This window comes from Pseudomonas entomophila (assembly GCF_023277925.1).
Taxonomy (GTDB): Bacteria; Pseudomonadota; Gammaproteobacteria; order Pseudomonadales; family Pseudomonadaceae; genus Aquipseudomonas; species Aquipseudomonas entomophila_D.
This window is the reverse complement of sequence record NZ_CP063832.1, coordinates 1,661,291-1,684,200: the sequence shown is the minus strand read 5'-3', so window position 1 is coordinate 1,684,200 and position 22,910 is coordinate 1,661,291. Positions and strand designations below refer to the sequence as shown.

Genomic DNA, 22,910 nt, shown 5'->3' with positions numbered 1-22,910 from the left:
TCAGATGATGAAACGCTTCAGCCGACGAGCATGCGCTCATCGGCTGAAAAACACCAGTCTGGCTCAGGAGGCGAAATGAACCATCCGCCCAGGCATCATTCCTCGAAAGGTGGGGGGAATACCTCGCCGTCCAGCAACCTCATTGCGCCAATCGACAAGGCGTAGTCCTTCACCCGAGGATCGGTGAAGGTGCGCAGCCGCTGCCACAACTGCGGCTGGCTGTAGTCGGGCAAATCCTGCAGCCCGCGGAGCTCACGGCGATAGGCCAGCGGCAGGTCGTTCCAGATTGTCCTGTCCGTGACGTCGGTGTTTTCGAGTATGTCCTCATAGTCGATATCGGCGACCAGCAGGTCGATGCCGTGCTGATCGTAGTAGGCCTGGATCTGCTGGTTGACTTGCTCGCTCAGCTCTTCGCTCTCCAGCCACAGGTTCTGGGCGGCAACCCGCGACAGTTGCAAGTCTTGCGGCAGGCTCGCGAAGCGGTTGTCGCGCAGGTCGAACACCGTCGGGCGCCAGTCGTCATCAGTGCGCATACCCGTAGGCCATTCTGTTAGCTCACAGTGGTTGAGGTTGAGCAGGTCGAGGTCGTCCAATTGGCCGAGGTCGGGGCTTCGGGCCAGAGGGTTGTGCGACAGGTCCAGCATGCGCAAGTCGCTCAGACGGTCGAGTGCCGCTTGGTTGGCGTCGCTCCAGACGATTCGATTGCCTTGCATGTCGAGCCATTGCAGGGACTCCGGCACCGCGATGTTGGGGATCTGCGTCAGCCCGCAGTTCATCAGGTGCAAGCGCTCCAAGCGGGGGAATCGTTCGAGGAACTCCGCGGGCAGCTCGGTCAGGTCGCGATTGCCGCTCAGTTCAACCCGCTGGATATGTTGGAAGCGGTCCGGTAACGCCAGGGCGGCCAGGTCCTCATCGGTCAACGCGAGGTCGGTCAGGTTGAGCTGGTGTACTGCCTCCCCTTCCTCTTCGGCGTATTCCGAAATGCATTGCCAGTTGCTCACCAGCCTGCGGGCGGTGGCATGGCGCAACGGATGGTTGCCGGCCCAGGTCCGCAGCGCCTCGCGAAAGTCCATGAGCTGGCGTTCCAGGTCGGCTATTTGTTGCGCAGGGTCCAGGCCAGCTTCCCTCCATTGTGTCAGTTGTTGGTTGACCTGGACGTCAGCGACCTCGGGATAGAGTTGTCGGTAGCGTCGAAACGCCGCGCCGATATCCATATCCGGGGCCGGCGCTTCCATGCCGCCCGACAGCCCGCCGCCCGATCCCCAGCCCATCGCAGAGGGTTCGAGCAGGCGCATGGCGCGGGTGTTATCAGACGCCACCAGGCGGTGGATCGCACTGCGCAGACTGCCGATATCATCGTGTGCCAGCCCCAGAGCTTGGCGATCGCCCTGGGACAGTGCCTGGAGGACAGCCCTACCGAGGTCGTGATCCCGAGGCAGCGGTGTTGGCCGTTCCCCGAGGTAGGCTTCGTAGCCCTCGGCGGACTTGATCACGATGCATGTGCGGCTGCCCTGCTCGGCGCCCGAGGCCATCAGCAACGCGCCTCGCGGAGAGCCCGCACGCAGCTCCAGGCGCAATTGCGCTGGCCATCCGGGGAGCTGGGGCAGGGCATTGATGATCAGCCGTTCGCTATCGGCGCTGGCTTGCTCTGGCAGGTAAAGACCTTCCAGCGCACTGTTCAGGAACTGCTGGGCCGAGTCGTCTTGCACGGAGGAAAGGGCTTGCGATGGAAGTTGCCCCTCGACCTGCATGCGCCTGACCATTGGCGCTGTCAAGCGCGGGTAGTCCTGCAGCAGGCGCCCTGGTACCGGCCGCCACAGGCGCTGGCTACCGTCGTCGAAGGTCACGGGCTCGAGACTTTCCATCAACTCGCTCGAGCCAAGCGCTTTCACGGCTTTTCCGGCAAGGTGCGAGCCGCCTATCACGGCGAGGTTGATCGCGATTGATTTGAGATGCTGCATGGCTTGCTTGCGGTCGCCGACCTGCCAGGCTTCATAGCCTTCGTAGGCTTCATCCAGCAGTTGGTAGGCAATGACGGCGGTCATGAGCGTGCCCAATGCCGGCACGAACAGGGCGCCGATCATGAGCGCATTGAGCCCAACGCTGTCCCACAGGGCCTTGCGGGCCTTGTACACCAGCTCGTCGGCATCGGCGGTTGGCACGGCCACTTGCCTGGCCTCGCGCTTGAGACGCGCCAGGTGGTCATCGTGCAGGAAATCGTACAGATCACCTGTGATCGGTGACGTTGCCAGGTGCAGGTCGGCGCCATCACGTAGTGCCCAGCGCTGATCTGCGGGCGTGTTCCCCCTGGCGTCGAGGTTCTGCTGGAGCCGGCTGGAAAACAGGGCAATTTGCGATCTCGGCACGTAGTCCATGAAGCGCTGGCGGAACGCTGCGGCCAACAGATCCTGGCATAACCGCTGGTGCAGGGCATCGAGGTTGTCGAACGCGCGGAGTGCCTCTTGGTGCCCTGGCAGATAGAGCAGCAGGCCGGTCGCGCCTGTGTCGATAATGACGGCTTCGTGCAGGGTAACGCCGAACAGGCACATCTGTTTGCAGGTATACGCGCAGCCGTCAGCCAGCATCGATTGCACGGCATCCCGGCCTGCGCCGCTCAGTTGATGGCGCACCCTGGCCAGGTCGCTCGCCAGGCGCAGGCTGTCCTGATGGACACGGACCGCGGCCTGGCGAACGGCAGAGGGGGCGAACAGGGTATCGAGGTGCGTCTGGTAGCGTTGGCCAAGGTCCAGCTCGCGGCAAGCCCTGGCGAAGTCGGCGGGCGAGAGCGCCAGCGGCTTGATGGTCACCTGCTCGGAAGGCAGGGTGATGTCCACCATCGTTTCGCTGTCGCCCAGGGTCGTCCTGCCGGTCACCGTGGTCTCGCGCACTGTCCAGTCACCGTCCAGGGCAAGGGCGCTGTCCTTGCTGAAGGTGATGGGGTCGCCGAAGTTCTGCAGGGCCGCTTCGAGCAGCGTGCGGTGTTCGTGGTGGGTGACATACACCTGGAAGGTAAACAAGTGCCGTAGCCACACCAGCCCGGCTGTACGGAGCGGGGCGTTGAATTCGTATGTGTTGCGCAGGCGTTCGGCAAGCAGGGGCTCGGCGAACTCGGTGATGTTCTTCAGCCCGCGTAGTTGCGCGGCCAACGAACGTTGCGAGGCCATCAAGCGTGCCTGGCTGGCTTGCGCGGCCTCGCGCAGGTGGGGCGCGGCATTGGCGAACCAGTCGGCCTCGGCGCCGGGCAGGCCCTGTGCCGGCACGATACCCTCGCCCAACCGTTGCCAGTGTTCAGGGGCGGCGTCACGGGCCCAGGCGGGCAACTGGCGTTCGAGGAGGGCCTGGTGTGGGTTGGGGGTGTTCGAGTCCATGTGCGGTTCCTTGCAAAAGGCCCATCAGACCCGTCCTGGCGGGGCCACGGGTCGTATATAGGTCTGGCGCTGGTCGAGCGGCAAAAGAAGCCTCAATTTCACTCGCCCCGCGCCGATAACTGCTCAATACCCATTCGTCGCCTGCCTATGACCCTCTCCCAGTTCCCCCATGAAGCGCTTCCGCCCAATCCGAGCACGCTGCGCCAAACGCTGAATCGTCTGTTGCCGGTCGGCTTCGCTGTGGTCGGTATCGGCCTGTCGGTCGCCCTCGGCTACCTCGATGCGCAGCGCGAACGCAACGAGCAGTTGGGTAATCTTGCCGCGCGCCTGGCCGGAATGCGCGGGGCGCTGGAGGCACAACTGGGTGCTGCGTTTGGTGAGGCCGAAGGCATCGCCCAGTTGATTGCCGCCGATGGCGGTATCAGCCCGGCGCACTTCCATGGCATGGCCCGCGACGCCTTGCAGTCGGTCCCCTACATGCGCCATATCGCGCTGGCGCCGGGGGATGTGATCGTCGATGTCTATCCGATGCGGGGCAATGAACGCTTGATCGGGCTGGACTATCGCCAGTTGCCCGACCAGTTCCCGCTGCTGCAGTCGGCCCGCGACCAGGCGCGTCCCGTGCTGGCGGGCCCCTTGCAGTTGTATCAGGGCGGCAGGGCGCTGATCTATCGACGCCCGGTGTTCATCACGGGTAAGCGTGGCGTGCAGTTCTATTGGGGCAATGTGTCGATCGTGGCCGATATCGACCGGCTGCTGCTCACCGCTGGGTTGCGTCCGGATACCGAGTTCGAATTGGCCGTGCGCGGTGTCGACGGCAAGGGGGCGGAGGGTGCGCTGATCTGGGGCGACCCCCGGTTGTTCGACGAATCCCAGGTGAAGATGAGCGTCGATGTGCCTGGCGGTGTCTGGCAGTTGGTGGCCGCGCCCCGGGCAAGCGCGGCAGGGCTGGACCTGTTCGCCTCGCCGCTGTTCCTGTTCGCCTTGAGCTGCACCGCTTTGTTCAGCCTGTTTGTCGCCCAGCTCAATCGCAAGCAGCGACTGCTCGAACAACGCAACCGGGTGCTGCGCCAGTACCAGGCCCAGCTGGAGCGCCTGGCCCATTACGACACCATCACCGGGTTGCCCAACCGGGTGCTGTTCCAGCAGCAACTGACCGAGGCCATCCTGCAGGACCATGGCCTGGCGGTGCTGATGCTCGATATCGACGGCTTCAAGCAGGTCAACGACAGCCTCGGCCACCCCATGGGCGACCTGCTGCTGCAGCAGGCCACAGCACGCTTCCTGCAGGAGCTGCACAGCCAGGATCGGGTGTGCCGCCTGGGCGGCGATGAGTTCGTGTTCATGCTGCAGGGCGCCCAGGGCCAGGTGCAACACCAGATCCGTGCCTTGCTGCGTTGCCTGCAGCGGCCATTCGACCTCAACGGCAATGCCACCCTGGTCACTGGCAGTATCGGCCTGGCCTGGAGCCCGCAGCACGGCGAGGACGCCGACAGCCTGCTGCGCCACGCCGACACCGCCATGTACGCGGCCAAGGAGAGCGGGCGCAACGCCTGGCGCCCATACCACCCAGACATGACCGAGCGCCTGCAGCAACGCCTGGAGCTGGAGCGCAACCTGCGCAGGGCGTTGGAGCACAACGAATTCGAGCTGTGGTATCAGCCCAAGGTCGACCTGTTCAGTGGGCAGCTGGAAGGTGTCGAGGCACTGCTGCGCTGGCGCGATCCGCACCATGGCCTGGTGTCTCCGGCCGAATTCATTCCGTTGGCCGAACGCACCGGCCTGATCATTCCGTTGGGCGAACGGGTGTTGGAGCTGGCCTGCGCCCAACTGGCCGCCTGGCGTGCCGGCGATGGCTTGCCTGGGCCCATGGCGATCAACGTGGCGGCCTTGCAAATCGAGCGCAGCGACTACGTCACCAGCCTGGCGTCGGCGCTGGAGCGCCACGGCTTGCCGGCGAACCTGCTGGAGGTGGAGATCACCGAAAGCCTGCTGATGGAAAGCCAGCAGCAAGCCTGCGCGGTGCTGGCCCAGTTGCAGGCCATGGGCGTGGCCACGGCGGTGGACGACTTCGGCACCGGTTATTCGTCGCTGGCCTACCTGCGGGCACTGCCCATCGACCATCTGAAGATCGACCGGGCCTTCATCAAGGACCTGCCCGAGGACGACGACGCCGTGGCCGTGGCCAGGGCAATCATCGACCTGGGGCATGCCCTGGGTTTCAGGATTACCGCCGAGGGCATCGAAACCCAGGCCCAGTTCGACTTCCTGCGTAACGCCGGGTGCGATCAGGGCCAAGGCTTCCTGTTCGGGCGGCCGATGCCCGCCGCCGACCTGGCGCGATGGCTGGCGGCCAATGAAAGCCGCCGCCGTGGTGCATGAGGGGCAGAGGTTGAGCAACGCCCTGACAGGGCGCCGCGGCACATGGCGCTGGGCGCTTTCAATATCGAAGGGATAAGGAAGACGTTAGTTATACCGAAGCAATAGCTATAAACGGTGGTTTTACAAGCGCGAACGGTCTGATAGAAAAATTGACGTCATTTAAAATGCAGCATTGATGTCAATTGGCCGCTTGCCAAGGTTGGGTCGCGCATCTTTACTTGTTACTGAATATGAGTTGCTTGCGAAGTGTTTGTCATGTTTGTCAAGTAATTACGCGCGATATTAAAGGGCAAGCCAATTTTTCTGATCTGCCCCCACCGGCAGCATGCATGGACATCGGAGAAGACATGAAAGCGCACTTGGCGGCCATTGCCCGGACACTCCTATCACCTTCCCTGCGCTACGAAATAAGAAATACTTCTAACAAACTGCGTGATCTGCTCAGTCGCGCCTGCTTCTGGCGTTGGGAAGTCGCCAGGTTCAAGTTACAGCAGGAGAGCCCGTACGAGATCCTCTACATCGGTAGAAAACAGCAAAGGGCCATGGCCAAGTTGCTGATCGGCGGCAAATCCCATGGGGATGTGCCGGTCGTGGAAGGCGAAAAACGCTCGAGCGCATCCGGTCATGTGGTCGTGGTCAGCGAAATGCCCACGTCAGGGGCGTTGAATGTGCCTCATTATTTGAGTGCCGTGGTGCCCCTGGGGCGTTCCCTCGATGAGATAACCGCCCGCTACGACAGTGAACTGCGTCGCAGCATTCGCAAGCACCGGCCCCTGTACCAGATGCGCCAGACCCTTGACGATGAAGAGATCGCCATGGCCGACAGGGAACTGCTACGGCCTTATGCCACAGCGCGCCAGGGTATCCATGCGGCGCAGTTTCCCACCGACGATGTGTTTCGCCTGGCCAAGGGGGTGGGGCGGCTCGACCTGATCACCTTCGATGGAGAGGTGGTGGCCTGCCACCTGGGCTGCGAGATCACCCGGGGCGGCAAACGGTACTGGAGCACCTTGCGCTTCGGCTATTGCGAAGCGGTGTTTTCGGACCCCAAGCGCCTGCGCGAGGTCAACTCCATCACCACGTTCATGGCACTGGAATGGGCATTGGAGCACGGTTTCGACTACTACGACATTGGCCTGTGCCTGGCCCGCCCGGATGACGGATTGTTGAAGTGGAAGAGAAGGCGTGGTGGCGATATCGATTCACTGGGCAATCATGCCTACATGTTCGTGCGCCTGCCCAAGGCGGGTGTGGCGCAGTTCCTCTGGGATACGCCACTGTTCGCCGTGGAAGGTAGCAAGTTGACGCTGCACCTGGGCTTGCCGGATGACGCCAGTGATGAGGAAGTCGCCGACCGTTATCACGAAATGGTCTTTGGCGGCCTGCACAAGATTTATCTCTACGGCGCCGGTCGCGCTGGCGAGCAGTTCCTCGAGACCCTGCGCACGCGCTACGCCAGTTTGCAGACGCCCCCCTCGATGGAGCGCATCTTTTCCAATTGAGCCCAGTGCCGGCTCACCGCCGCCATCCTCAAGGGAGGACGCCTCATGGAAAGCGATATTTCGAAGCTCAGCGAAGTGGCCGTAGCCAGTCGGCATACCTGGACCCTCGCTGCCTACAAGTACATGGCGAGGAAGCGCCTTGCGCGCAAGGCGGACCTGGACATCAAGCGTGTGGCGGCGAAAAGCTGGGATATCGCCCCGGGCGAAACCACGCTCTCGCCTCCGGCGATCTACCTGCCCAACCAGATGGAGCGGGTGACCGGCTGGGAAGGCAAGCGCTTCTACCCCTACGTGCATCCTGGGCGCACCATGGAGGGCGGCATCACCACGGAGCAAGGCCCGACACGGGGCTACCTGATAAAGGATGTCTGGTTGGTCGACGGCGCCCTGTACAAAGGTGACGCCAGCCACTGGCTGTCGCTGAAACCTTGCACCTTCCCGCGGATTATCGTCGAGCATGAGCTTGAACGCGCGGCGGCCTATTGCACGCAGAACGGCAATACCTGGTTCGGCACCTGGCTGATGGAAGACTGCCCGACCTACGCCCTTGCATGCGAGGAGGGCATTCCGATCACCACCGCGCCATCCGCGCGATTCCCTCTGTTCACTCAAGGGCCGGCCTACGAAGACTGGCTGGGGATGCAGCCCCTGCGCTTACGCGGTGCGTTCATCCGCGAACTGGTGTTGTTCGACGACCTGAGCAACAACCGCAATCGGCACCTGCGCTACCGGGCGATGGGCGACAAACTGCTGTCGCATGTGCAACATGCACCGCACCCCGGCGTATTCATCCTGCGGGGTAGCGATGGTGACCTGCGTTTGCTGCGCAATGAGCTCGAGATCGCCGAGCACCTGCGCCAGCACCGTGGCTTTCGGGTCATCGACCCGATGAAAAACGATGTCCCGACCATCATTGCGGCCTGCGCGGGGGCGCGGGTGGTGATTGGCGTCGAGGGGAGCCAGTTGGTTCATGGTGTCAATGTCATGCAGGCAGGCAGCACCTTGCTGGCGTTGCAGCCACCGAACCGTTTTGTCAGCTACTACAAGTACCTGACCGACCGGGACCAGCAGCACTATGCCTTCGTGGTAGGCGTGCCGGAGGGCGAAGGTTTCAGGATCGATATCGACGAGGTCGAACGCACGTTGGACCTGTTGCCATCCTGAGATGCTTGCGTGGGTCGTGCATGGAGTGGCATAGGCCGGACTATTGCAACGGTTTCAAGGTTGGCGCCACCGTGTCAAATAATGATCGAAAAGCACAATCATTCTCGCTTGATGTTCGCGGATGAAACACAGTGTTGTTCTCTGTCCGCCGTCAAACAGGGATGATAACGACGTACCGTTGACAGGACTGTTGCGCAAAAGTGTTTGAATACTTGATTGCTTTGGTGTTTAGCAAAAAAATCATGCGCTGAGTGTAGGGAAAGACAGTTGCATTATTTGTTGGCGGAATTTTGACGAGCGTAATGATGCCCGATTGATTTTTATCATGGTGCCGGATCGTTGACGTAATGTCATTGTGCCCATAAGCTCATTTTACGGGCGATGGAAACTACCGCTCACCTACAACGGTTGTCCTCTTTCCAGGAGGGGAATATGCGCTCGACACTGTTCATCAAGTCGATTTTCCTGTTGGTGCTTATTAGTGGCGCAGCGCGAGCGGCCGATTCTTATATCAATCAGTCAAGTGTCATTCCGTTGGCGACGGCAGGTTGGCTGTTTGGCTTTGCCGTCATCGGTTTTGTCGCGGTTGCGAACAGAAAACGGATCTGACGGCCTGCCTGGAAGGCTTGAGCTTGACCCGATCCAAGCTTCTTTCAAGGTCTGCGTCAGCCAATCGACGGCAATGGCGATCGACAATACTGTCAACCGCTTGAGAATTCCCCGGCGATTGCTATATTCCACTAGCCAGTATCAGCAGCCAGCACCATAACTTATCGGTGATGGCAGCGCTGGTGAAGCGGACCTCCAGGAAGATCGGGGTCGCCGCAGCGAGCCGTGTGGCTGCGAAGCGGAGCGAAGAGGTAGTGTGCTGTTCTCGTTCAGTGCTCTTTTGCATGGCCACCCGTTGGCCGGAGGGACCCCTCATGGTGCGTTTGCTGCTTCCCCTGTTGGGCGTGCTGATGCTGTGGTCCGGTGCATCTGGCGCCAATGAACCAACTCCCTACCTGTTGAGCCCTGGTGACAGAGTGATGATCTCTGTCTGGCAGGAAGATACTCTGCGCCAGGAAACCACTGTTCTGCCTGATGGCAGCATCACGTTTCCGTTGGTGGGCCGCGTAGACGTGGTTGGGCTGGATGCCACCGGCGCGGCGCAGAGAATCGGCGTCAAGCTTAAAGAGTATCTTGCCGAACCCAATGTCAGCGTGGTGGTAATCAACCCCGCCGGCAACGTTGTGTATGTCCAGGGTAAAGTAGTGAAGTCCGGACCAGTGTCGATGGCCGGCCCTACTGCAGTGCTTCAAGCACTGAGCATGTCTGGTGGACTGGACAAATTTGCGGACGTAAGCGACATCAAGGTGATCCGCGGCCAGGGCAGTTCACAAAAAGTGCTGCCGGTACGTTACAAGGATTTGGTTTCCGGCCGCGATCTTTCGACAAACTTCCAACTCCAGGCGGGCGACACCTTGGTCGTCCCGTGAGCCTGCTCGACTTAATTAAGAATTCATAGTGCCTATTATTCGAACAACAAGTGTTGCAACAGCGTTACTGATGTTGCCGTACACGGGCCTGGCCCAAGCGTCCATCTGGCAATCCTCGGTCGTGGTACCCACGACCGTCGAGTACGACAGCAACCCATTGCTCCTGACCTCGGACGAGAAGGGTGTGATGCGAACGATGATCGAGCCACGCTACAGCCTAGTCGGCACTTTCGACCGCGATGAGTGGCGGCTGGGGCTGGGGGCGCACGTGCTGCATTCCTCCGACACCAGTGTGCTGGGCAATCGCGAGGACCCCGACCTCAGCCTGGGCTGGCGGCGGGAAACCGAGCGCGGGCATTTCGGCTTGAGTGGGCAGTACATCGAAAGCTCGACACTCTCCGGCACCGTGCTGGATACCGGCGTGGTCACCACCGACGGCACGCAGAAACTGAGCACGCTGACCGCGAACTGGAGCTATGCGCTCAGCGAGCGGGGCACTCTGGACAACGAAACCACCTACAACCACGCGCGTTATGACATCACCTCACTGACCGGTTTCGACGAGTACGCGAACACGCTCAAGTACACCTACGCCTGGAGCGAGCGCACTGATGTCTTCAGCAGCGTGCGGGTGCGGCGGTATGAGCCTGAGCAGACCAGCGCGGGGGCTGTCGCCACCAACAGCTACACGCCGACCATCGGTATGAAGTACCAGTTTTCCGATCAACTGGAGAGCGTCGTGCATCTTGGCGTCAGCCAGGTGTCCGGCTCAGGCCAGCGCCGCGGAGAAGGCGGCGTATTGCTCAATTACCGGGGCCTGCGCACCGATGCCAGCCTCAGTGCCGAGCGCAGCACCGTCGCCAGCGCCGAGGGTGGTTTCGCTGAACTCGATATGATCCGCGGTAGCTGGAGCTATGCGCTCAGCGAGCTCAACCGTGTGGGTGTCGACGCGGCCTGGCAGGACAGCAAGGGGCAGACGCCGAACACGCTGCAGACCTACAGCATCTGGGGCAGTCGGCAATTCTCGCCTTTTTGGGATCTGCGCCTATCGTTGATGTACAAGGAGCGCCAACAAAATGGCTCGCCCGATGCCGAAGCTACAATCGCTGGACTTACGCTGACTTATAGATTTCCCGACCTCTGAATCCTCAGTTGGGTGGCCGCCATGAAATCTGAATACGAGCTGTCCCTGAAAGACTACATCGCTATCATCAAGGACCGCGCCCTGCTGCTGGGGGTGACGGCGGTGGTCATCCTGGCGGCGACAGTGGGGGTGGCGGTTTCGGTGCCGCCGGTCTATCAGTCGACCGGCACCATTCTGGTCGAGTCGCAACAGATTTCGCCGGAACTGGTGTCCAACAACAACAACAGCTTCGCCGATGAGCGTATCGAGGTCATCCGCCAACGGGTCATGACCCGCGAGAACCTGTTGCAGATCATCGACAAGTACAACCTGTTCGCTGACAAGGGCCGACAGTTCAGCGAAGCCGACAAGATCGACCAGATGCGCAACGCCATCGTCGTGACCACCCTCAGCACTTTCGTCAAAGGGCGGGGCGAGACCACCGTGGCGTTCAGCGTGTCGTTCGAGCACAAGCGCCCGGAAGTCGCCAAGGAAGTGGCCAACGAACTGGTGACGCTGTTTCTCAACGAGAACATGAAGCAACGTACCGAGCGCGCCAGTGAAACCACCGAATTCCTGACCCAGGAAGCCGACAAGCTGGGTACCGAGCTGGCCACGCTGGAAAACCAGCTGGCGGACTTCAAACAGGCCCACGCCAACGCCTTACCCGAGAACCAGTCGCTGCGCATGAGCATGTTGTCACGCTCGGAGCTGGAATTCCGGGAAGTGGACCGCGACTACAAGAATGCCCAGGAAGAGCTGCGCTACCTGGAGCTCGAACTGTCGGCGGCGAACGCCGGCTTGGCCACTCGCCCCGACGGCACTCGCCCCTCTGCCGCCGAGCAGCCGCAGGACCTGGGCAGCCTCAAGGCCGAATACACCAGGTTGCTGACCAAGTACACCCCGGCACACCCCGACGTGATCGCGATTAAACGCAAGATCCAGGCGCTTGAGGGCGCCACCGACGGCAAGGGCCTGGCGGCGGTATCGGTCAGTCTTGATGTGGCCCGAGCCCGGGCCAAGATTGTCGCGGCGCAGGACACGATCGCTTCGTTGGCCCAGCAGAAGCGCGAGCTGACCAAGAAGATGGAGAGCTACGAGGCGCAGATTCTCGAAGCGCCACAGGTCGAGCGTGGCTTGGTCACCTTGATGCGCGATCATGACAACGCACGCAAGAAGTACGAGGAGATCCGCGCCAAGGAAATGGGCGCCAAGATCACCGAGAGCCTGGAGCAGGAAAACAAGGCTGAACGTTTCGTACTGCTCGAACCCCCGCTGATGCCCGAGAAACCGGTCAAGCCCAATCGCAAGAAAATCGTCGCCCTTGGCCTGGTGCTGGCACCGGCCGGTGGCGGTGCATTGGTCATGCTGCTGGAGTTGCTGAACCAGCGCATACGCGGCGTGGGGGCCTTGGAAAGCGTCCTGGGTAAACGTGTGCTGGTCGCCGTGCCCTACATCTCTACCCAGGCGGATCTGGCTCGGCGCAGGAAATGGCGGGTGATGCTGGTCAGCGTGGGTATTCTGCTGGCGGCTGTTCTGCTGGTGGTCATCCACCTGTTCTATATGCCGCTGGATGTTCTGCTGTTCAAAGTCATGGCTCGGTTTGCATAGGGAAGGTCACGATGGACAGGATTACGCCGGTTGTTGGAAAGAACCTTCATCAGGTTTCACCGGGTGCCTCGGAGACACCGCAGCCCGTGCCACTGGTGGAGCAGCATGAACTGCTGGGCCCCTTCGATTATGTTCAGACCAAGGTCGTGCCACTGCGTGCGGAGCATCTGGAGCGCAATCGAATCGTGGCCTACAACAAGAACTCGAACATGAGCTGGGCGTTCGACCTGCTGCGCACGCAGATCCTGCAGACCATGGAAGAGAAGGGGTGGCGCACCCTGGCAATCACATCGCCGACGCCCGAAGCCGGCAAGACGGTGCTGTCGATCAACCTGGCCATGAGCATCGCTCACCACACGACCAAGACGGCGTTGCTGGTTGACTTCGACCTGCGTCGCCCGAGAGTCGGCAGTGCCCTCGGGCTGCCGATGGACAAGGCGCTCAACGAGCTGCTGGCCGGCAAGTCGGGGCTCGAAGAGGTGATGGTCAACCCGACCTTGCCGCGTTTCGTGGTGTTGCCAACCCGTGAACCGATACCGTTGTCCACTGAAATGTTGTCTTCGCCAAAGGTGAGCAACCTGATCAGCGACCTGCGCGAACGTTACGAGTCGCGTATCTGCATCTTCGACTTGCCACCGCTGCTCAGTTCCGACGATGCGATCACCGTGTTGCCCAAGTTCGACTGTGTGTTGCTGGTGGTCGCCAACGGCGTGAACAGCAAGAAGGAGATCGAGGACTGCCTGTATCACCTGGCCACGGCCAACCTGATCGGTGCGGTATTGAACAAGGCGGAGCCGCAGAAGCGTTCCTACTATTGACGTGCACGGCCAGCCCATCAACGTGTTGGTCGGTGTTGTTGTGGAGTTTATGAGATCGAGCGCCGCTCGCGCGGCGCATCGCGGTTAAAGCCGCTCTTACAAAGATATCGCCGTCAGGTGGACTGGGCGATATGCCCGTCCACGCGCTCCTCCAGGGTTTCTTCCTCGCCTGGCAGCGCGGTGATCACGCTGAAATCACTGACCTCGACCTCTCCGCCGCCGTAGCCCAGCAGGTGGAAGGAGAACGCCTTGCGCTCGATGGGGTTGTCGAAACCGAACTCTATTTCCAATGGCTGGTCGGCCGTTACCCGCACTTCCTCGGGCAGCCCCAGCGCCACATCCTGCTCACGCTCCTTGGCCTTCAGCTGGATATAGGCTTCATGTTTCGGGTCGAGCGCCCGGATCTTGATGCGTACCCGGGTGCGCGAGCCCTCGGGCATTTCCAGGTATTGCGCACCGATGAGGTTGTCCGCCCAGTCGTCACGGATGCGGTCCTGCAGCGCGATGGGCGCGGGGCCGCCGAACTGGTAGCGCAGGTTGAGCGGGGTGTTGAGCAGCGACTGGTCGAGGGTGGTGGCCAGCAAGCTGATCTGTGGGCCGAGGGTGTGTTCGCCGTGGCCCACGAAGCGAGCCTGCTCGGTAATGAAACCTTCGCTGGCATAGCGCCGGCAGCGCTGCTGGAAGTCGCATTCGCTAAAGGTGCCCTGGCCATCGTGGTAGCGCAGCACGCCATTGGTGTAGGCGATCATTTCACGGCCGCTGTCGTAGTCGCGGTACAACGATCGCCCCGCCAGCGCGGCCGGGATCGGCAGACTGAAGTAGTCGAGCAGCGAAGCGGTCAGGTCGACATGGCCATAGGTGCCTCGGTTGAGCCTGGGCAACTGGAGTTGTTCAGGCGCCAGGGTAAGGTTGAACCCCCATGACGACGCCAGCCGCACGCCATCGATGCCGTGGGACTCGTCCGAGGTGACGACCACCAGGGTGTCCTCCAGTACACCCTGGCGTTCGAGGGCGTCGAGAAAACCGCCCAGGGCGTCGTCGAGGTAGGCGACCGCGGCCTGCTTGGCGGTGGCATGGCGCTGCAAGTAGTCGTCGGGGGCGGAGTAGGGCTGGTGGGTGCCCACGGTCAGCAGGGTGAGCATCCAGGGTTGTGGCTGCTTGCGCAGTTTGCCCACGTAGTCCAGGGCACCTTCGAAGAACGCACGGTCGTCTTTGCCCCAGGGGAACTCCAGGTAGTTCGCGTTGTTGAACCACTCCAGGCCGTGCACCTGGTCGAAACCGATGTGCGGCATGATCCGGTCCTTGGCCATGAAGCGCAGCCCGGCACCTTGCAGGTAGTGGGTGCTGAAGCCGGCCTGGCGCAGTTGTGCGGGCAGGCAGGCCTGGTTGCGCACGTCCTGGGTCAGCAGTTCGACGCCTTTCGGGGTGCCGTTGGCCAGCTTGTCGTAGTCGCCGCAGAGCATGGCGTACAGGCCACGAATGGTCTGGTGGGTATGCAGTACGTAGTCGGGGGTGTTCATGCCGCGTTCGGCCCAGCGGCTGAGATTGGGCATGAGCTCTTCGTCGAACCGGCTGCCTACGGCCTGGCGGTTGGCTCGAATATAGGTGCCGGGGATCCCTTCGACGGTGATGATCAGCAGGTTGCGCGCCGAGCCCGGGCCGTCGAACAGCCGCTGGCCGTGCAGGTCGGCCTGGGTGAGGCCGGCAATGGGCAGTGGCATGACAGGTGTTTCCCCCATGACCAGCACCTGGGCCTGCTGCTGCAACTGCCCTGCCGCCGCCGAGAGCAGCTGGTGTGGCAGGTTGTATTGACGCCACTGATCGGCCTCCGACGGCGCGAGCTGCTGGCTGCCCCAATGCATCGCCAGCAACACCGCCGGCACGGCCCAGGCCTTGCGCGGCAGGGCAGCGCCTCGACGCGTGCCGAAGCAGGCGGTCGCCAGCCAGGCGAGCAGGGCGCCCGACAGCAGCCAAGGCAACCAAGGCCTGGCCAGGGCGCCGCCGGTGGAGTTCTCCATGAACTGTGGATCGAACAGGTAGGTCAGGTCCGCCTGGTTGGGCAGGCGCCCGACCGCGCTGACCAGTTCGGCAGAGGCGATCAGCAGGCCGGCCCAGGCCAGTACCACGGGCAGCGCCAGCCACAGCGGCGCACGCTGCAACAGCAGCACCAGCAGGCTACCGATCGCCAGGTCGGACAGGTACCCCAGCGGGTCGGACCAGCCCAGTAGGGCGCGCGCAGCCAGGGGAATGGCCAGTACCAGCGTGCCCAGGGTGATCAACCGGGCATGTGGGTGGCCAAGCATGTTTCTCACGTAAGCGTTCCTTCTTGCCATCAAATCGTCACATAAATGTGCCGAATGATATCAGGCCACGCATACGCAGCGTCTGTAGGACAAGGTTGGTTACCAAATGACGGGCCCGCACGGCAGGCCCATTCAACTGGCAAGGTCAGAAGTAGTAGGGGAATTTCAGGCTGAAGGTGAAGTCCGGCGCGTCTTCGGTCAGGCCGATGGACAGGTTGGGCACGATGGTCAGGTTGTTGGAGGCGGCGAAAGTCAGGCCGACGTTGAAGTTCGCCGCGTTGTAGTCGCTGTTGGTGATCGACTGCCAGTCGCCGCCGTCCTGCTTGATCTTGCTCTTGCGGGCGAACTGGTCGGTGACCGAGAACGACATGCTCATCTTCTCGTTCAGGGCAAATGCGATACCGCCGCCGACCTGCCACGAATCGCCGAGTTTTACATCACCCCCGACTTTGGTGTTGACCGTGGGGCTGATGTCGCTGAACGAGTCCTGCATGTTGTAGGTGTAGGACAGGCTACCGAACAGCACGGCCGGGTCGAAGGTCTTGACCAGCGAGATGCCTGGCGTGATCGCCCAGACGCCGTTGCCGGTGGGCAGGCTTTCGGGCACGAACAGGTTGTCGTTGGAAGGGTCGGCCTGGACCAGCTTGATGCCGTAGGGGTCCTTGCCGGTCGGGGCCTTCACGCGCAGCGTCGCGACGGCGTCGGGCCAGTTTTCCGATTCATCGATGAACTTGTAGGCGACACCGAAGTTGACATCGCCGATCTCGGGGTCGCGGGTGACACTGGCGTCGGAGGCGTTCTTGCCGGAGCCTTGCACACCGCCGGAAGAATAGGTGGACTCGCGATAGACGATTGGAACGTTGACGTCGAATTGCCAGCGCTGGTCGACGTTGTAGCGTGCGGTCAGGTCCAGCGTCCAGACATCCGCCTTGATGCGGTCGATGTTGATGTTGCCGAGGAAGATCGAATCCAGCGCCAGGAAACCGTTGAGCACCAGCGCCTGGGTGTCGTAGCGCGAGTAGGTTAGCCCGGTTTCGACGCTGAACTTGCCGCCGCCGAAGAAGCCGCTGGCTTCGTCATACAGGTTGGACACGCTCTGCGCGGGCTGCGAATCGTCCTGGAGCGACTGGCCATACGAGCTGCCGGAGGCGCCCGGTGCCCCCGAAGCCACGGTCTGCGCGCCCTTGGCCTTCTCCGCAGGGGACCGCACCAGGCGCTTGGGTGGCGCGGCCGCTGGTGTTTCCTCCACCTGGCGAAGCCGTTGCTCCAACACCATCAGCGCGTTCTGTTGTGCCTCGTAGCGCTGCTTCAACTGGATGAGTTCCTGTTTCAGCGCTTCGACCTGCGGGTCCGTTGCCGCGTGCAGCAAACTGGCCGGAGCCAGGGTACTCAAACAGACAATAGCTCTGAGTGCTGACAATCGGTGCATGAGTTAGCCGTCCCTTCTGACTACAAAAGATGAGACTGAGCGTAGATCAGTATCCGGAAGTGCGTAGGCCTTTGAGCTGGTCAAGGTTGGTACCGACCGATCCGGCTGCCGCCGCACCGTCGCGCAACACGATATTCAGCGAGGTGAGGTTGTTCACCCGGTTGCCGGAACCCAGCAAGGTGGTGTTCTGCATCAGCCCGCCCTGGGCCAGGCGCTGAAGGCTGCTGCCCTGGTTGTTGCCGGCGTCGATATTGAGCTGCAGCCCTGAATTGCTGGCGGAAACGCTCAATGTGCCTGCGCCGTTGCTGCCCATCACCGTCGAGCCTGCTGCCAGGACTTGCCCCTGGGGCTGCGTCGTGGGTGCTTCGTTGCCCTTGGTGACATTGATATCGACATTGTTCTGCGCCGCGTTGAAGTCGCCGGCGGCGCGCACGACCTGGGTGACGCCCTGGGTGGTGTTCAGGCCACTGCCACCGGTTACGCTGCCAGTCCCGCTGCTTTGCGATGAAGAGGAGCCATTGCCGTTTTCATTGATCATCGACACATAGAACTGCGGCGTGATGGTCGAATGCTGGATCTGCATCGAGGACGTCGCGCCGATCACTTCACCGTTGGCATTCTGCCAGGTACTGGTCATGACGATACCAAAGCTGACGATCCGCCCAGGCAGGACGTAGCGGCCGCGCAGGTTGGCCAGCTCCTGGTCCTTGAGCTCGATGGGCTTGAAGGTCTCTGCCTGCGTCGACAGGCTGGCTGCCAGGCACGCCAGTGCCAGCCAAATGCGTGTGTTCATGGGATGCTCCCGGAGCGTGGTGCTCCTTTTCATTAGAAGAAGTCGCTGCGGATGAAGCCGAAATCGATCAGCTCAGCGTCTTGCACCGGGGTGAAGTTATTGATGCGGTTCTTGGCGGACAGCGGCAGTGGTGGGTCGAGCAAGGCATTGCTCTTGTCGTAGCCCTGGCCGATGACGGCGAAGATGATGCCGTTCCAGCCCTTGACGAAGTCGTCGACCGTGAAACGTTTGTGGCCGAGCACCGGGTCACCGATATAGACCCAGCCTTTGTCGACCCGCTGCATGACCACGAAGTGCTTGTAGCCGCGGATGTCCATCAGGACCACCACGGGAATGCGGATGCTGTTCAAGGTCTCGGGGGCCACCCGGTAACCGCGGGCACGCATGCCGAGACTTTCCACGTAGCGCTTCATGTCGAGCATGGAAAAGCCCTGGACTCGCACCAGGTCCTGGTCTGAATGCTCGAGCATGCCCTTGATGATGTGTTCTTCATCGACATCGAGCCAGTAGGCCTGGCGCAGGATGGTCGCCAGCGCCGCGGCGCCGCAGCTGAAGTCGGTCTTCTGCTGGACCAGGTCGACGAATTTACGCTCGCGGATGCTTTGCACGGGTTTGTAGATCATTGCGCCACCCGGCAGTACGGACAGCGGCATCTGGGCGGCCTCGCTCACACTGGCCACGCACAGCAAAAATACCAAGGCGATAATGCGCATTTTCCCTGTCCCCCCTGGTTCGCTCGTGAAGAAGGCCCCCCGAAGGGGGCCTCCAGGCCACGGCTGTTACATCGAGGTGTTGGAGATGGCCAGCGAGTTGCTTTGCTGGTTGCCCACACCGGCTGCCACGTTGACGCCCAGGTTGCCGCTGCCACCATTAACCGAACCGCTCAGGGTTGCAGTGTTGGTCACAGGGTTGGCCCAGCCGGTCGGGGTCAGCACTTGGAACGAGACGGAGTTGCTAAGCGAGAAATCGCTAGCTTCGTTGTAGCTCTTCGAAATGCTGTCCGAAGACTGCGAGGCTTTCTCGCCGGATTTCTCGAAGGCCGAAGCGCTGGCTTTTTCCCATGCCGATTCGTGTGCTTTTTCGTACGAAGAATCGCGAGACTTGTCATACGACGAGTCACGGCTGCGGTCATACGAAGAGCTGAACGACTTGTCGAACGACGAGTCACGGGACTTGTCATAGGACGAGTTGCTCGACGATTGGTGCGACTTGTCGATCGACGCGTCAAGCGAGGCGTTGAGCGAGGCGTCGAACTCGGCGCTGCGAGAGCGGGTGAAGCGGCCGGCGGTTTCAGACGAAGAAGCACTGCCCGAAGCACTGGCATCAAGCGAAGCGTTCAGCGAAGCACTCGACGACGAGCTGTGGTCGCGGCTGGCCGAGCCACTGGCATTCCAGCTGCTGGAGCCATTGGCGTCCCAGTTGTTGGAGCCACTGGCGCTGCTGCTGCTGGAGCCGCTGGCGTTGCTGCTGCTCGAACCGCTAGAGCTGCTGTTGTGGGAGCCACTGGCGCTGCTGCTGCTGTTGCCCGCTACGCTGAAGCTGGAGCTGGAGCTCTTGTCGACACTGGCGTCGAACGAACCGCTACGCGAGGACGAACCGCTCTTCGTGGTGGTGAAGGTCAGCGTGTCCACACGGTAGGTGCGGTCGGCGTTGTTTTCCACTGTCAGGCCAGGGCCATTCTGGTTGGCGGAGGCAGTGGCGGTGGCATTACCCAGTGGTGCATTGCTGTTGGCAATGGCCATGGTGTTTTTCTGCTGGTTGAGATCACCACCGGCAATGTTGATGCCCACGTTGCCGCTGCTGCCATCACCCGAACCACTCATGACGGCGGAGTTCTGGGTCGACCAGTTGTAGACCTTGTTGTTGCTGCTGGTCTGGTCGACCTTGGCGGTTGCAGTGGCATTGCCGAAGACGAAGGCGTTGTCACGGTCACCGAGATCGGAGCCGGCGTTGGCGATGGCGGCGGCGTTGTCTTGTTGGTTGCCGTTACCGGCCGCCACGTTGACACCGACGTTGCCGCTTGCGCCTGCGGCGGAGCTGCTCATCTCGGCATTGTTGATAGTGCCTTCGTTCTTGATCTTGTTGTTGGTACTTCTTTGCACGTCAGTCGCCTTGGCCGTGGCGGTGACGCTCACCTTGGTTGGAGGTGGGTCATAGTGACCGTGGTGGTGGCCACGCCGATCATTCTGCCCAGCTTGTACAGCAACAGCCATGACCGCAGCAATTGCGAAAACCAGAGGCTTGAGTGCCATCGAGGGTTTCATGGTGATTCTCCGTACTTTATTTTAGGTTAAGTGTTGTTCTTACCTGTTTGGGTCAATTGGCGACCCGTACGCTCAGGGTGTTAGCCGTCTGGTTCCCCACCCCGGCGCTCTGATTCAACTGAACCACCCCACGGCTACCGGTGAATGCCTGGTCACTGGTGGTGACCTGGCGATGGCCGGGTGCGAGATCAGTCGGATCGGAGCTGTTGATCAGCGCCACGTTCTGTTGCAGAAGGACGCTGTCGTCGATGCTTTGCGGCTGGGCACTGATGCTGATGCGCAGTGCATTGGCTTGCTGGTTGGCGGCACCGGCGCTCTGGTTGACACCCAGTGCGCCACTGCCGTGGCTGAACGAATCACCCTTGATATTGGCTTGGGCGTCGACTGTGGGGTCGACCTGGCTGCGCAGCCGCTGGCGGATCTGGGTGCTGGCATTGGCGTCATGGCCAATGGCGAAGGCCCGGGCATTGGCCTGTTGCTGTTGGTCGCCAGCGGCCTGGTTGACACCGACGTTGCCCAGGTACTGGGCCCCGGAGTTGTCGATGTCAGCGTTGTTGACCACTGGGCCCTGGGCAAACGCCGACGCACTGCACAGCGCGGCCAGAATCAACACGGTGTGTTTCATGTTACTGGCCTCCGGTCAGGATATTCAGCGCGCCCATGCCCTTTTGCACGCCGGAGTTGACCATGTTGGAGATGCCATTGCCGCCGGACCCGGCACCGCGCCCCCCGGCCAGGTTCGGCAACTGGTTCTGGGTGCTGATGTTGGCGCCCATGTTGTTGGTCTGCTGGGTGATCAGGGTGCTGATGCCCGAACCGCTGCTGATGCCGGCGAAGTCACCATCACTCAACTCGTTGGTCTGGGTGAGGATATGCGCCGACGGGTTGGCATTGGCGGTGGTCGGGTAGGGGTCGGGGGCAAGGGGGCGGGTCGTGGCGATGCGCGGTTGTACATCGCGGGTGATGACGATGATGCCGTTGTCGGCGTACACGGGCACGCTCACGCCGCAGGCCAGTGCGCAACCGACCAGCAGGAGGCTATTGATGCCTTTTTTCGGTGTCCTCACGATGGCAATTCCTTCTTCAGGTCGCTGGCCCTGCTCAGCGTTGCCGGGAAGAAAGCAGAAGGTGTGCCGGTTTTTGTTAATTCTTGAGAATCAATGGGTTGCGTTGGAAAGGTGAGGGCGCCAGGAAGCCGCTGTATCAGCGTTGAGACAAACGCTCGGGCGATTCGAGCCTGTAGGAGTGTTTATCCCCTCGAACGGGCTTGCGGGGCTGTTTCACCGGCGTGACACTCCGACCCCGGGCGGGCGGGCGCCGCCCAGTGACGGGCACTTAGGTGCATGGGGTGTGTCAGCGACTTAACACTCGGTGGCGCAAACCGGAGTTTTCCCGTCGAGCAGACGTTGCACGGCGTTCAAGGCCGCTGCACTGCGTCGTGGCCAATCTCCGCCCACGACCTGAAGCGGTTGCTGGTGGTGTTGCAACCATTGAAGGCTGTCGTCGAAAAACGCCTGGCGCTGGCTCAACTCGGGCTGACAACGCTGGCCATCGCCCACCCAGTCGACGCCCATCGGGTCGAGCAGCAGGTGCAGGTCATATCGGCGCTCGAGCAGTGCCTGCTCGATCCAGGCCGGACAGTCGCCGAACAGCGCCCGGCTCCACAGCAGGTTGCTCAGCAGGTGAGTATCGAGAATCAACAGCTCTGGCCGGCGGGCGCGGGCGTTGTCTTCCCAGGCCAGCTGGCCGTGGGCGATGGCGGGGATGTCGGCGTAACAGGTATCGCGGCCTTGCTCGTCGATGAAGTGACGAACGTATTCGCCGACCAGTTCGCCGCCGAAGTGCGCCTGGATCTGGCCACTGAGCCAGCTCTTGCCGCTGGACTCAGGACCACACAGCACCAGGACTTTCATGCGCCGGCCAGCGCTGGGTCACGGCGCCACTCCAGCCAGCCGCGTACGGCGATCAGGGTGAACAGGGCATACAAGGCTGCGGTGAGGTACAGGCCCTGGTACAGGAACAGGCCGACAAAGATCACATCCACCACCACCCACAGTGCCCAGCATTGCAGGCGCTTCTGCGCCATCCACAGCTGCGCCACCAGGCTGAAACCGGTCAGCGCGGCATCCAGCCAGGGTTGCGTGGCATTGGTCCAATGGGCCATGGCCGCGCCAAGCAAAAGGCTGCCCAACAGACCCACGCCCAGACCGCCGACGACCTGTGAGAGGCCGAGGCTGGAAACCTGGCGGGCATCTTCGACGTGGTCGGAGCGGGTCCATTGCCTCCAGCCATAGAGTTGCAGCACCGCGAAGACCAACTGCAGGAGCATGTTCGAGTACAACTTCTCCTCATAGAAGATCCAGCTGTAGAGCACCACCATCACCAGGCCGATCGGCCAGCACCAGGGGTTTTGCTTGACCGTGAGCCAGACGGCGATGACGCCAAGCGCGGCGGCGAAGAGTTCGAGGCCGGACATCGGCGTTCCTTGGAGAGAGGAGAGGGCGGGATGCTACAAGCTTCACGCCACACGCTTCAAGCCACAAGCGTCGGTGGCAAGTTCTTCGCCCCACCCAGGCCGCGCCAGTCCCAAGCCTTGCGCGATCACTGTAGGCACCGGCCTTGCCGGCGAACACCGGCAAGGCCGGTGCCCGCTTCGCGGTCTGCGGTCTTGCCGA

18 protein-coding genes are annotated in these 22,910 nt (G+C 61.8%); 8 read left to right on the top strand and 10 right to left on the bottom strand.

Annotation, left to right across the window (positions count from 1 at the left end; all coding sequences use genetic code 11):
* Positions 1 to 95 precede the first annotated feature (95 nt).
* The gene (locus IM733_RS07360) at positions 96 to 3,368 is read right to left on the bottom strand and encodes a leucine-rich repeat domain-containing protein (protein WP_248920240.1); all 3,273 of its coding nucleotides are present in this window, start codon (positions 3,366 to 3,368) and stop codon (positions 96 to 98) included.
* Between the two features lie 147 nt (positions 3,369 to 3,515).
* On the opposite strand from IM733_RS07360, the gene IM733_RS07355 reads away from it, so the two are divergent.
* The 8 genes from IM733_RS07355 (at position 3,516) to IM733_RS07320 (ending at position 13,446) form a co-directional block, all read left to right on the top strand.
* On the top strand, positions 3,516 to 5,750 hold the full coding sequence (locus IM733_RS07355; protein ID WP_248920239.1) for a putative bifunctional diguanylate cyclase/phosphodiesterase: 2,235 nt from the start codon (positions 3,516 to 3,518) through the stop codon (positions 5,748 to 5,750).
* A gap of 347 nt (positions 5,751 to 6,097) precedes the next feature.
* A complete protein-coding gene (locus IM733_RS07350; protein WP_248920238.1) occupies positions 6,098 to 7,252 on the top strand; it encodes a hypothetical protein in 1,155 nt (384 codons plus the stop codon).
* Positions 7,253 to 7,297: 45 nt separating this feature from the next.
* Complete coding sequence (locus IM733_RS07345) at positions 7,298 to 8,416, top strand: glycosyltransferase family 61 protein (RefSeq protein WP_248920237.1); 1,119 nt, start codon at positions 7,298 to 7,300, stop codon at positions 8,414 to 8,416.
* A gap of 432 nt (positions 8,417 to 8,848) precedes the next feature.
* Complete coding sequence (gene eppA / locus IM733_RS07340) at positions 8,849 to 9,025, top strand: EPS-associated small membrane protein EppA (protein WP_167535660.1); 177 nt, start codon at positions 8,849 to 8,851, stop codon at positions 9,023 to 9,025.
* Between the two features lie 314 nt (positions 9,026 to 9,339).
* Positions 9,340 to 9,894, top strand: coding sequence for a polysaccharide biosynthesis/export family protein (locus IM733_RS07335; RefSeq protein WP_248920236.1), 555 nt, complete (start codon positions 9,340 to 9,342; stop codon positions 9,892 to 9,894).
* Between the two features lie 28 nt (positions 9,895 to 9,922).
* The gene (locus IM733_RS07330; protein WP_248920235.1) at positions 9,923 to 11,038 is read left to right on the top strand and encodes a hypothetical protein; all 1,116 of its coding nucleotides are present in this window, start codon (positions 9,923 to 9,925) and stop codon (positions 11,036 to 11,038) included.
* Between the two features lie 21 nt (positions 11,039 to 11,059).
* Positions 11,060 to 12,628 (top strand): GumC family protein, encoded by a 1,569-nt coding sequence (locus tag IM733_RS07325; protein WP_248920234.1) that lies wholly within the window; start codon positions 11,060 to 11,062, stop codon positions 12,626 to 12,628.
* Between the two features lie 11 nt (positions 12,629 to 12,639).
* A complete protein-coding gene (locus IM733_RS07320) occupies positions 12,640 to 13,446 on the top strand; it encodes a CpsD/CapB family tyrosine-protein kinase (RefSeq protein WP_044488146.1) in 807 nt (268 codons plus the stop codon).
* A 113-nt stretch (positions 13,447 to 13,559) separates the two neighbouring features.
* Here IM733_RS07320 and IM733_RS07315 read toward each other — a convergent pair whose 3' ends face one another.
* From IM733_RS07315 to pnuC, 9 genes are all read right to left on the bottom strand, one after another.
* Positions 13,560 to 15,749: an LTA synthase family protein gene (locus IM733_RS07315; RefSeq protein WP_432760416.1), complete on the bottom strand. Its 2,190-nt coding sequence runs from the start codon at positions 15,747 to 15,749 to the stop codon at positions 13,560 to 13,562.
* A 145-nt stretch (positions 15,750 to 15,894) separates the two neighbouring features.
* Positions 15,895 to 17,178, bottom strand: coding sequence for a hypothetical protein (locus tag IM733_RS07310; RefSeq protein ID WP_248920232.1), 1,284 nt, complete (start codon positions 17,176 to 17,178; stop codon positions 15,895 to 15,897).
* A 46-nt stretch (positions 17,179 to 17,224) separates the two neighbouring features.
* On the bottom strand, positions 17,225 to 17,971 hold the full coding sequence (locus IM733_RS07305) for a hypothetical protein (RefSeq protein ID WP_248920231.1): 747 nt from the start codon (positions 17,969 to 17,971) through the stop codon (positions 17,225 to 17,227).
* Between the two features lie 32 nt (positions 17,972 to 18,003).
* Positions 18,004 to 18,684: a C39 family peptidase gene (locus tag IM733_RS07300; protein WP_248920230.1), complete on the bottom strand. Its 681-nt coding sequence runs from the start codon at positions 18,682 to 18,684 to the stop codon at positions 18,004 to 18,006.
* Positions 18,685 to 18,750: 66 nt separating this feature from the next.
* Positions 18,751 to 20,235: a heme utilization protein gene (locus IM733_RS07295; RefSeq protein WP_248920229.1), complete on the bottom strand. Its 1,485-nt coding sequence runs from the start codon at positions 20,233 to 20,235 to the stop codon at positions 18,751 to 18,753.
* A 52-nt stretch (positions 20,236 to 20,287) separates the two neighbouring features.
* Positions 20,288 to 20,860: an adhesin gene (locus tag IM733_RS07290; RefSeq protein ID WP_248920228.1), complete on the bottom strand. Its 573-nt coding sequence runs from the start codon at positions 20,858 to 20,860 to the stop codon at positions 20,288 to 20,290.
* 1 nt (position 20,861) lies between these two features.
* Positions 20,862 to 21,302: a hypothetical protein gene (locus IM733_RS07285; RefSeq protein WP_248920227.1), complete on the bottom strand. Its 441-nt coding sequence runs from the start codon at positions 21,300 to 21,302 to the stop codon at positions 20,862 to 20,864.
* A gap of 294 nt (positions 21,303 to 21,596) precedes the next feature.
* Positions 21,597 to 22,148, bottom strand: coding sequence for an AAA family ATPase (locus tag IM733_RS07280; RefSeq protein WP_248920226.1), 552 nt, complete (start codon positions 22,146 to 22,148; stop codon positions 21,597 to 21,599).
* Entirely contained in the window at positions 22,145 to 22,711 is a 567-nt protein-coding gene (pnuC, locus tag IM733_RS07275) for a nicotinamide riboside transporter PnuC (RefSeq protein WP_248920225.1), read from the bottom strand. The genes IM733_RS07280 and pnuC overlap by 4 nt, the downstream gene beginning before the upstream one ends.
* Positions 22,712 to 22,910: the final 199 nt, after the last annotated feature.

What these genes read in the sequence shown, in the direction of transcription:
- IM733_RS07280 (WP_248920226.1), bottom strand. Translation starts at nt 22,148, where the DNA reads ATGAAAGTCCTGGTGCTGTGTGGTCCTGAGTCCAGCGGCAAGAGCTGG.
- IM733_RS07300 (WP_248920230.1), bottom strand. Translation starts at nt 18,684, where the DNA reads ATGCGCATTATCGCCTTGGTATTTTTGCTGTGCGTGGCCAGTGTGAGC.
- eppA (WP_167535660.1), top strand. Translation starts at nt 8,849, where the DNA reads ATGCGCTCGACACTGTTCATCAAGTCGATTTTCCTGTTGGTGCTTATT.
- IM733_RS07315 (WP_432760416.1), bottom strand. Translation starts at nt 15,749, where the DNA reads ATGCTTGGCCACCCACATGCCCGGTTGATCACCCTGGGCACGCTGGTA.
- IM733_RS07310 (WP_248920232.1), bottom strand. Translation starts at nt 17,178, where the DNA reads ATGCACCGATTGTCAGCACTCAGAGCTATTGTCTGTTTGAGTACCCTG.
- IM733_RS07295 (WP_248920229.1), bottom strand. Translation starts at nt 20,235, where the DNA reads ATGAAACCCTCGATGGCACTCAAGCCTCTGGTTTTCGCAATTGCTGCG.
- pnuC (WP_248920225.1), bottom strand. Translation starts at nt 22,711, where the DNA reads ATGTCCGGCCTCGAACTCTTCGCCGCCGCGCTTGGCGTCATCGCCGTC.
- IM733_RS07335 (WP_248920236.1), top strand. Translation starts at nt 9,340, where the DNA reads ATGGTGCGTTTGCTGCTTCCCCTGTTGGGCGTGCTGATGCTGTGGTCC.
- IM733_RS07325 (WP_248920234.1), top strand. Translation starts at nt 11,060, where the DNA reads ATGAAATCTGAATACGAGCTGTCCCTGAAAGACTACATCGCTATCATC.
- IM733_RS07350 (WP_248920238.1), top strand. Translation starts at nt 6,098, where the DNA reads ATGAAAGCGCACTTGGCGGCCATTGCCCGGACACTCCTATCACCTTCC.
- IM733_RS07305 (WP_248920231.1), bottom strand. Translation starts at nt 17,971, where the DNA reads ATGAACACACGCATTTGGCTGGCACTGGCGTGCCTGGCAGCCAGCCTG.
- IM733_RS07360 (WP_248920240.1), bottom strand. Translation starts at nt 3,368, where the DNA reads ATGGACTCGAACACCCCCAACCCACACCAGGCCCTCCTCGAACGCCAG.
- IM733_RS07345 (WP_248920237.1), top strand. Translation starts at nt 7,298, where the DNA reads ATGGAAAGCGATATTTCGAAGCTCAGCGAAGTGGCCGTAGCCAGTCGG.
- IM733_RS07355 (WP_248920239.1), top strand. Translation starts at nt 3,516, where the DNA reads ATGACCCTCTCCCAGTTCCCCCATGAAGCGCTTCCGCCCAATCCGAGC.
- IM733_RS07290 (WP_248920228.1), bottom strand. Translation starts at nt 20,860, where the DNA reads ATGAAACACACCGTGTTGATTCTGGCCGCGCTGTGCAGTGCGTCGGCG.
- IM733_RS07320 (WP_044488146.1), top strand. Translation starts at nt 12,640, where the DNA reads ATGGACAGGATTACGCCGGTTGTTGGAAAGAACCTTCATCAGGTTTCA.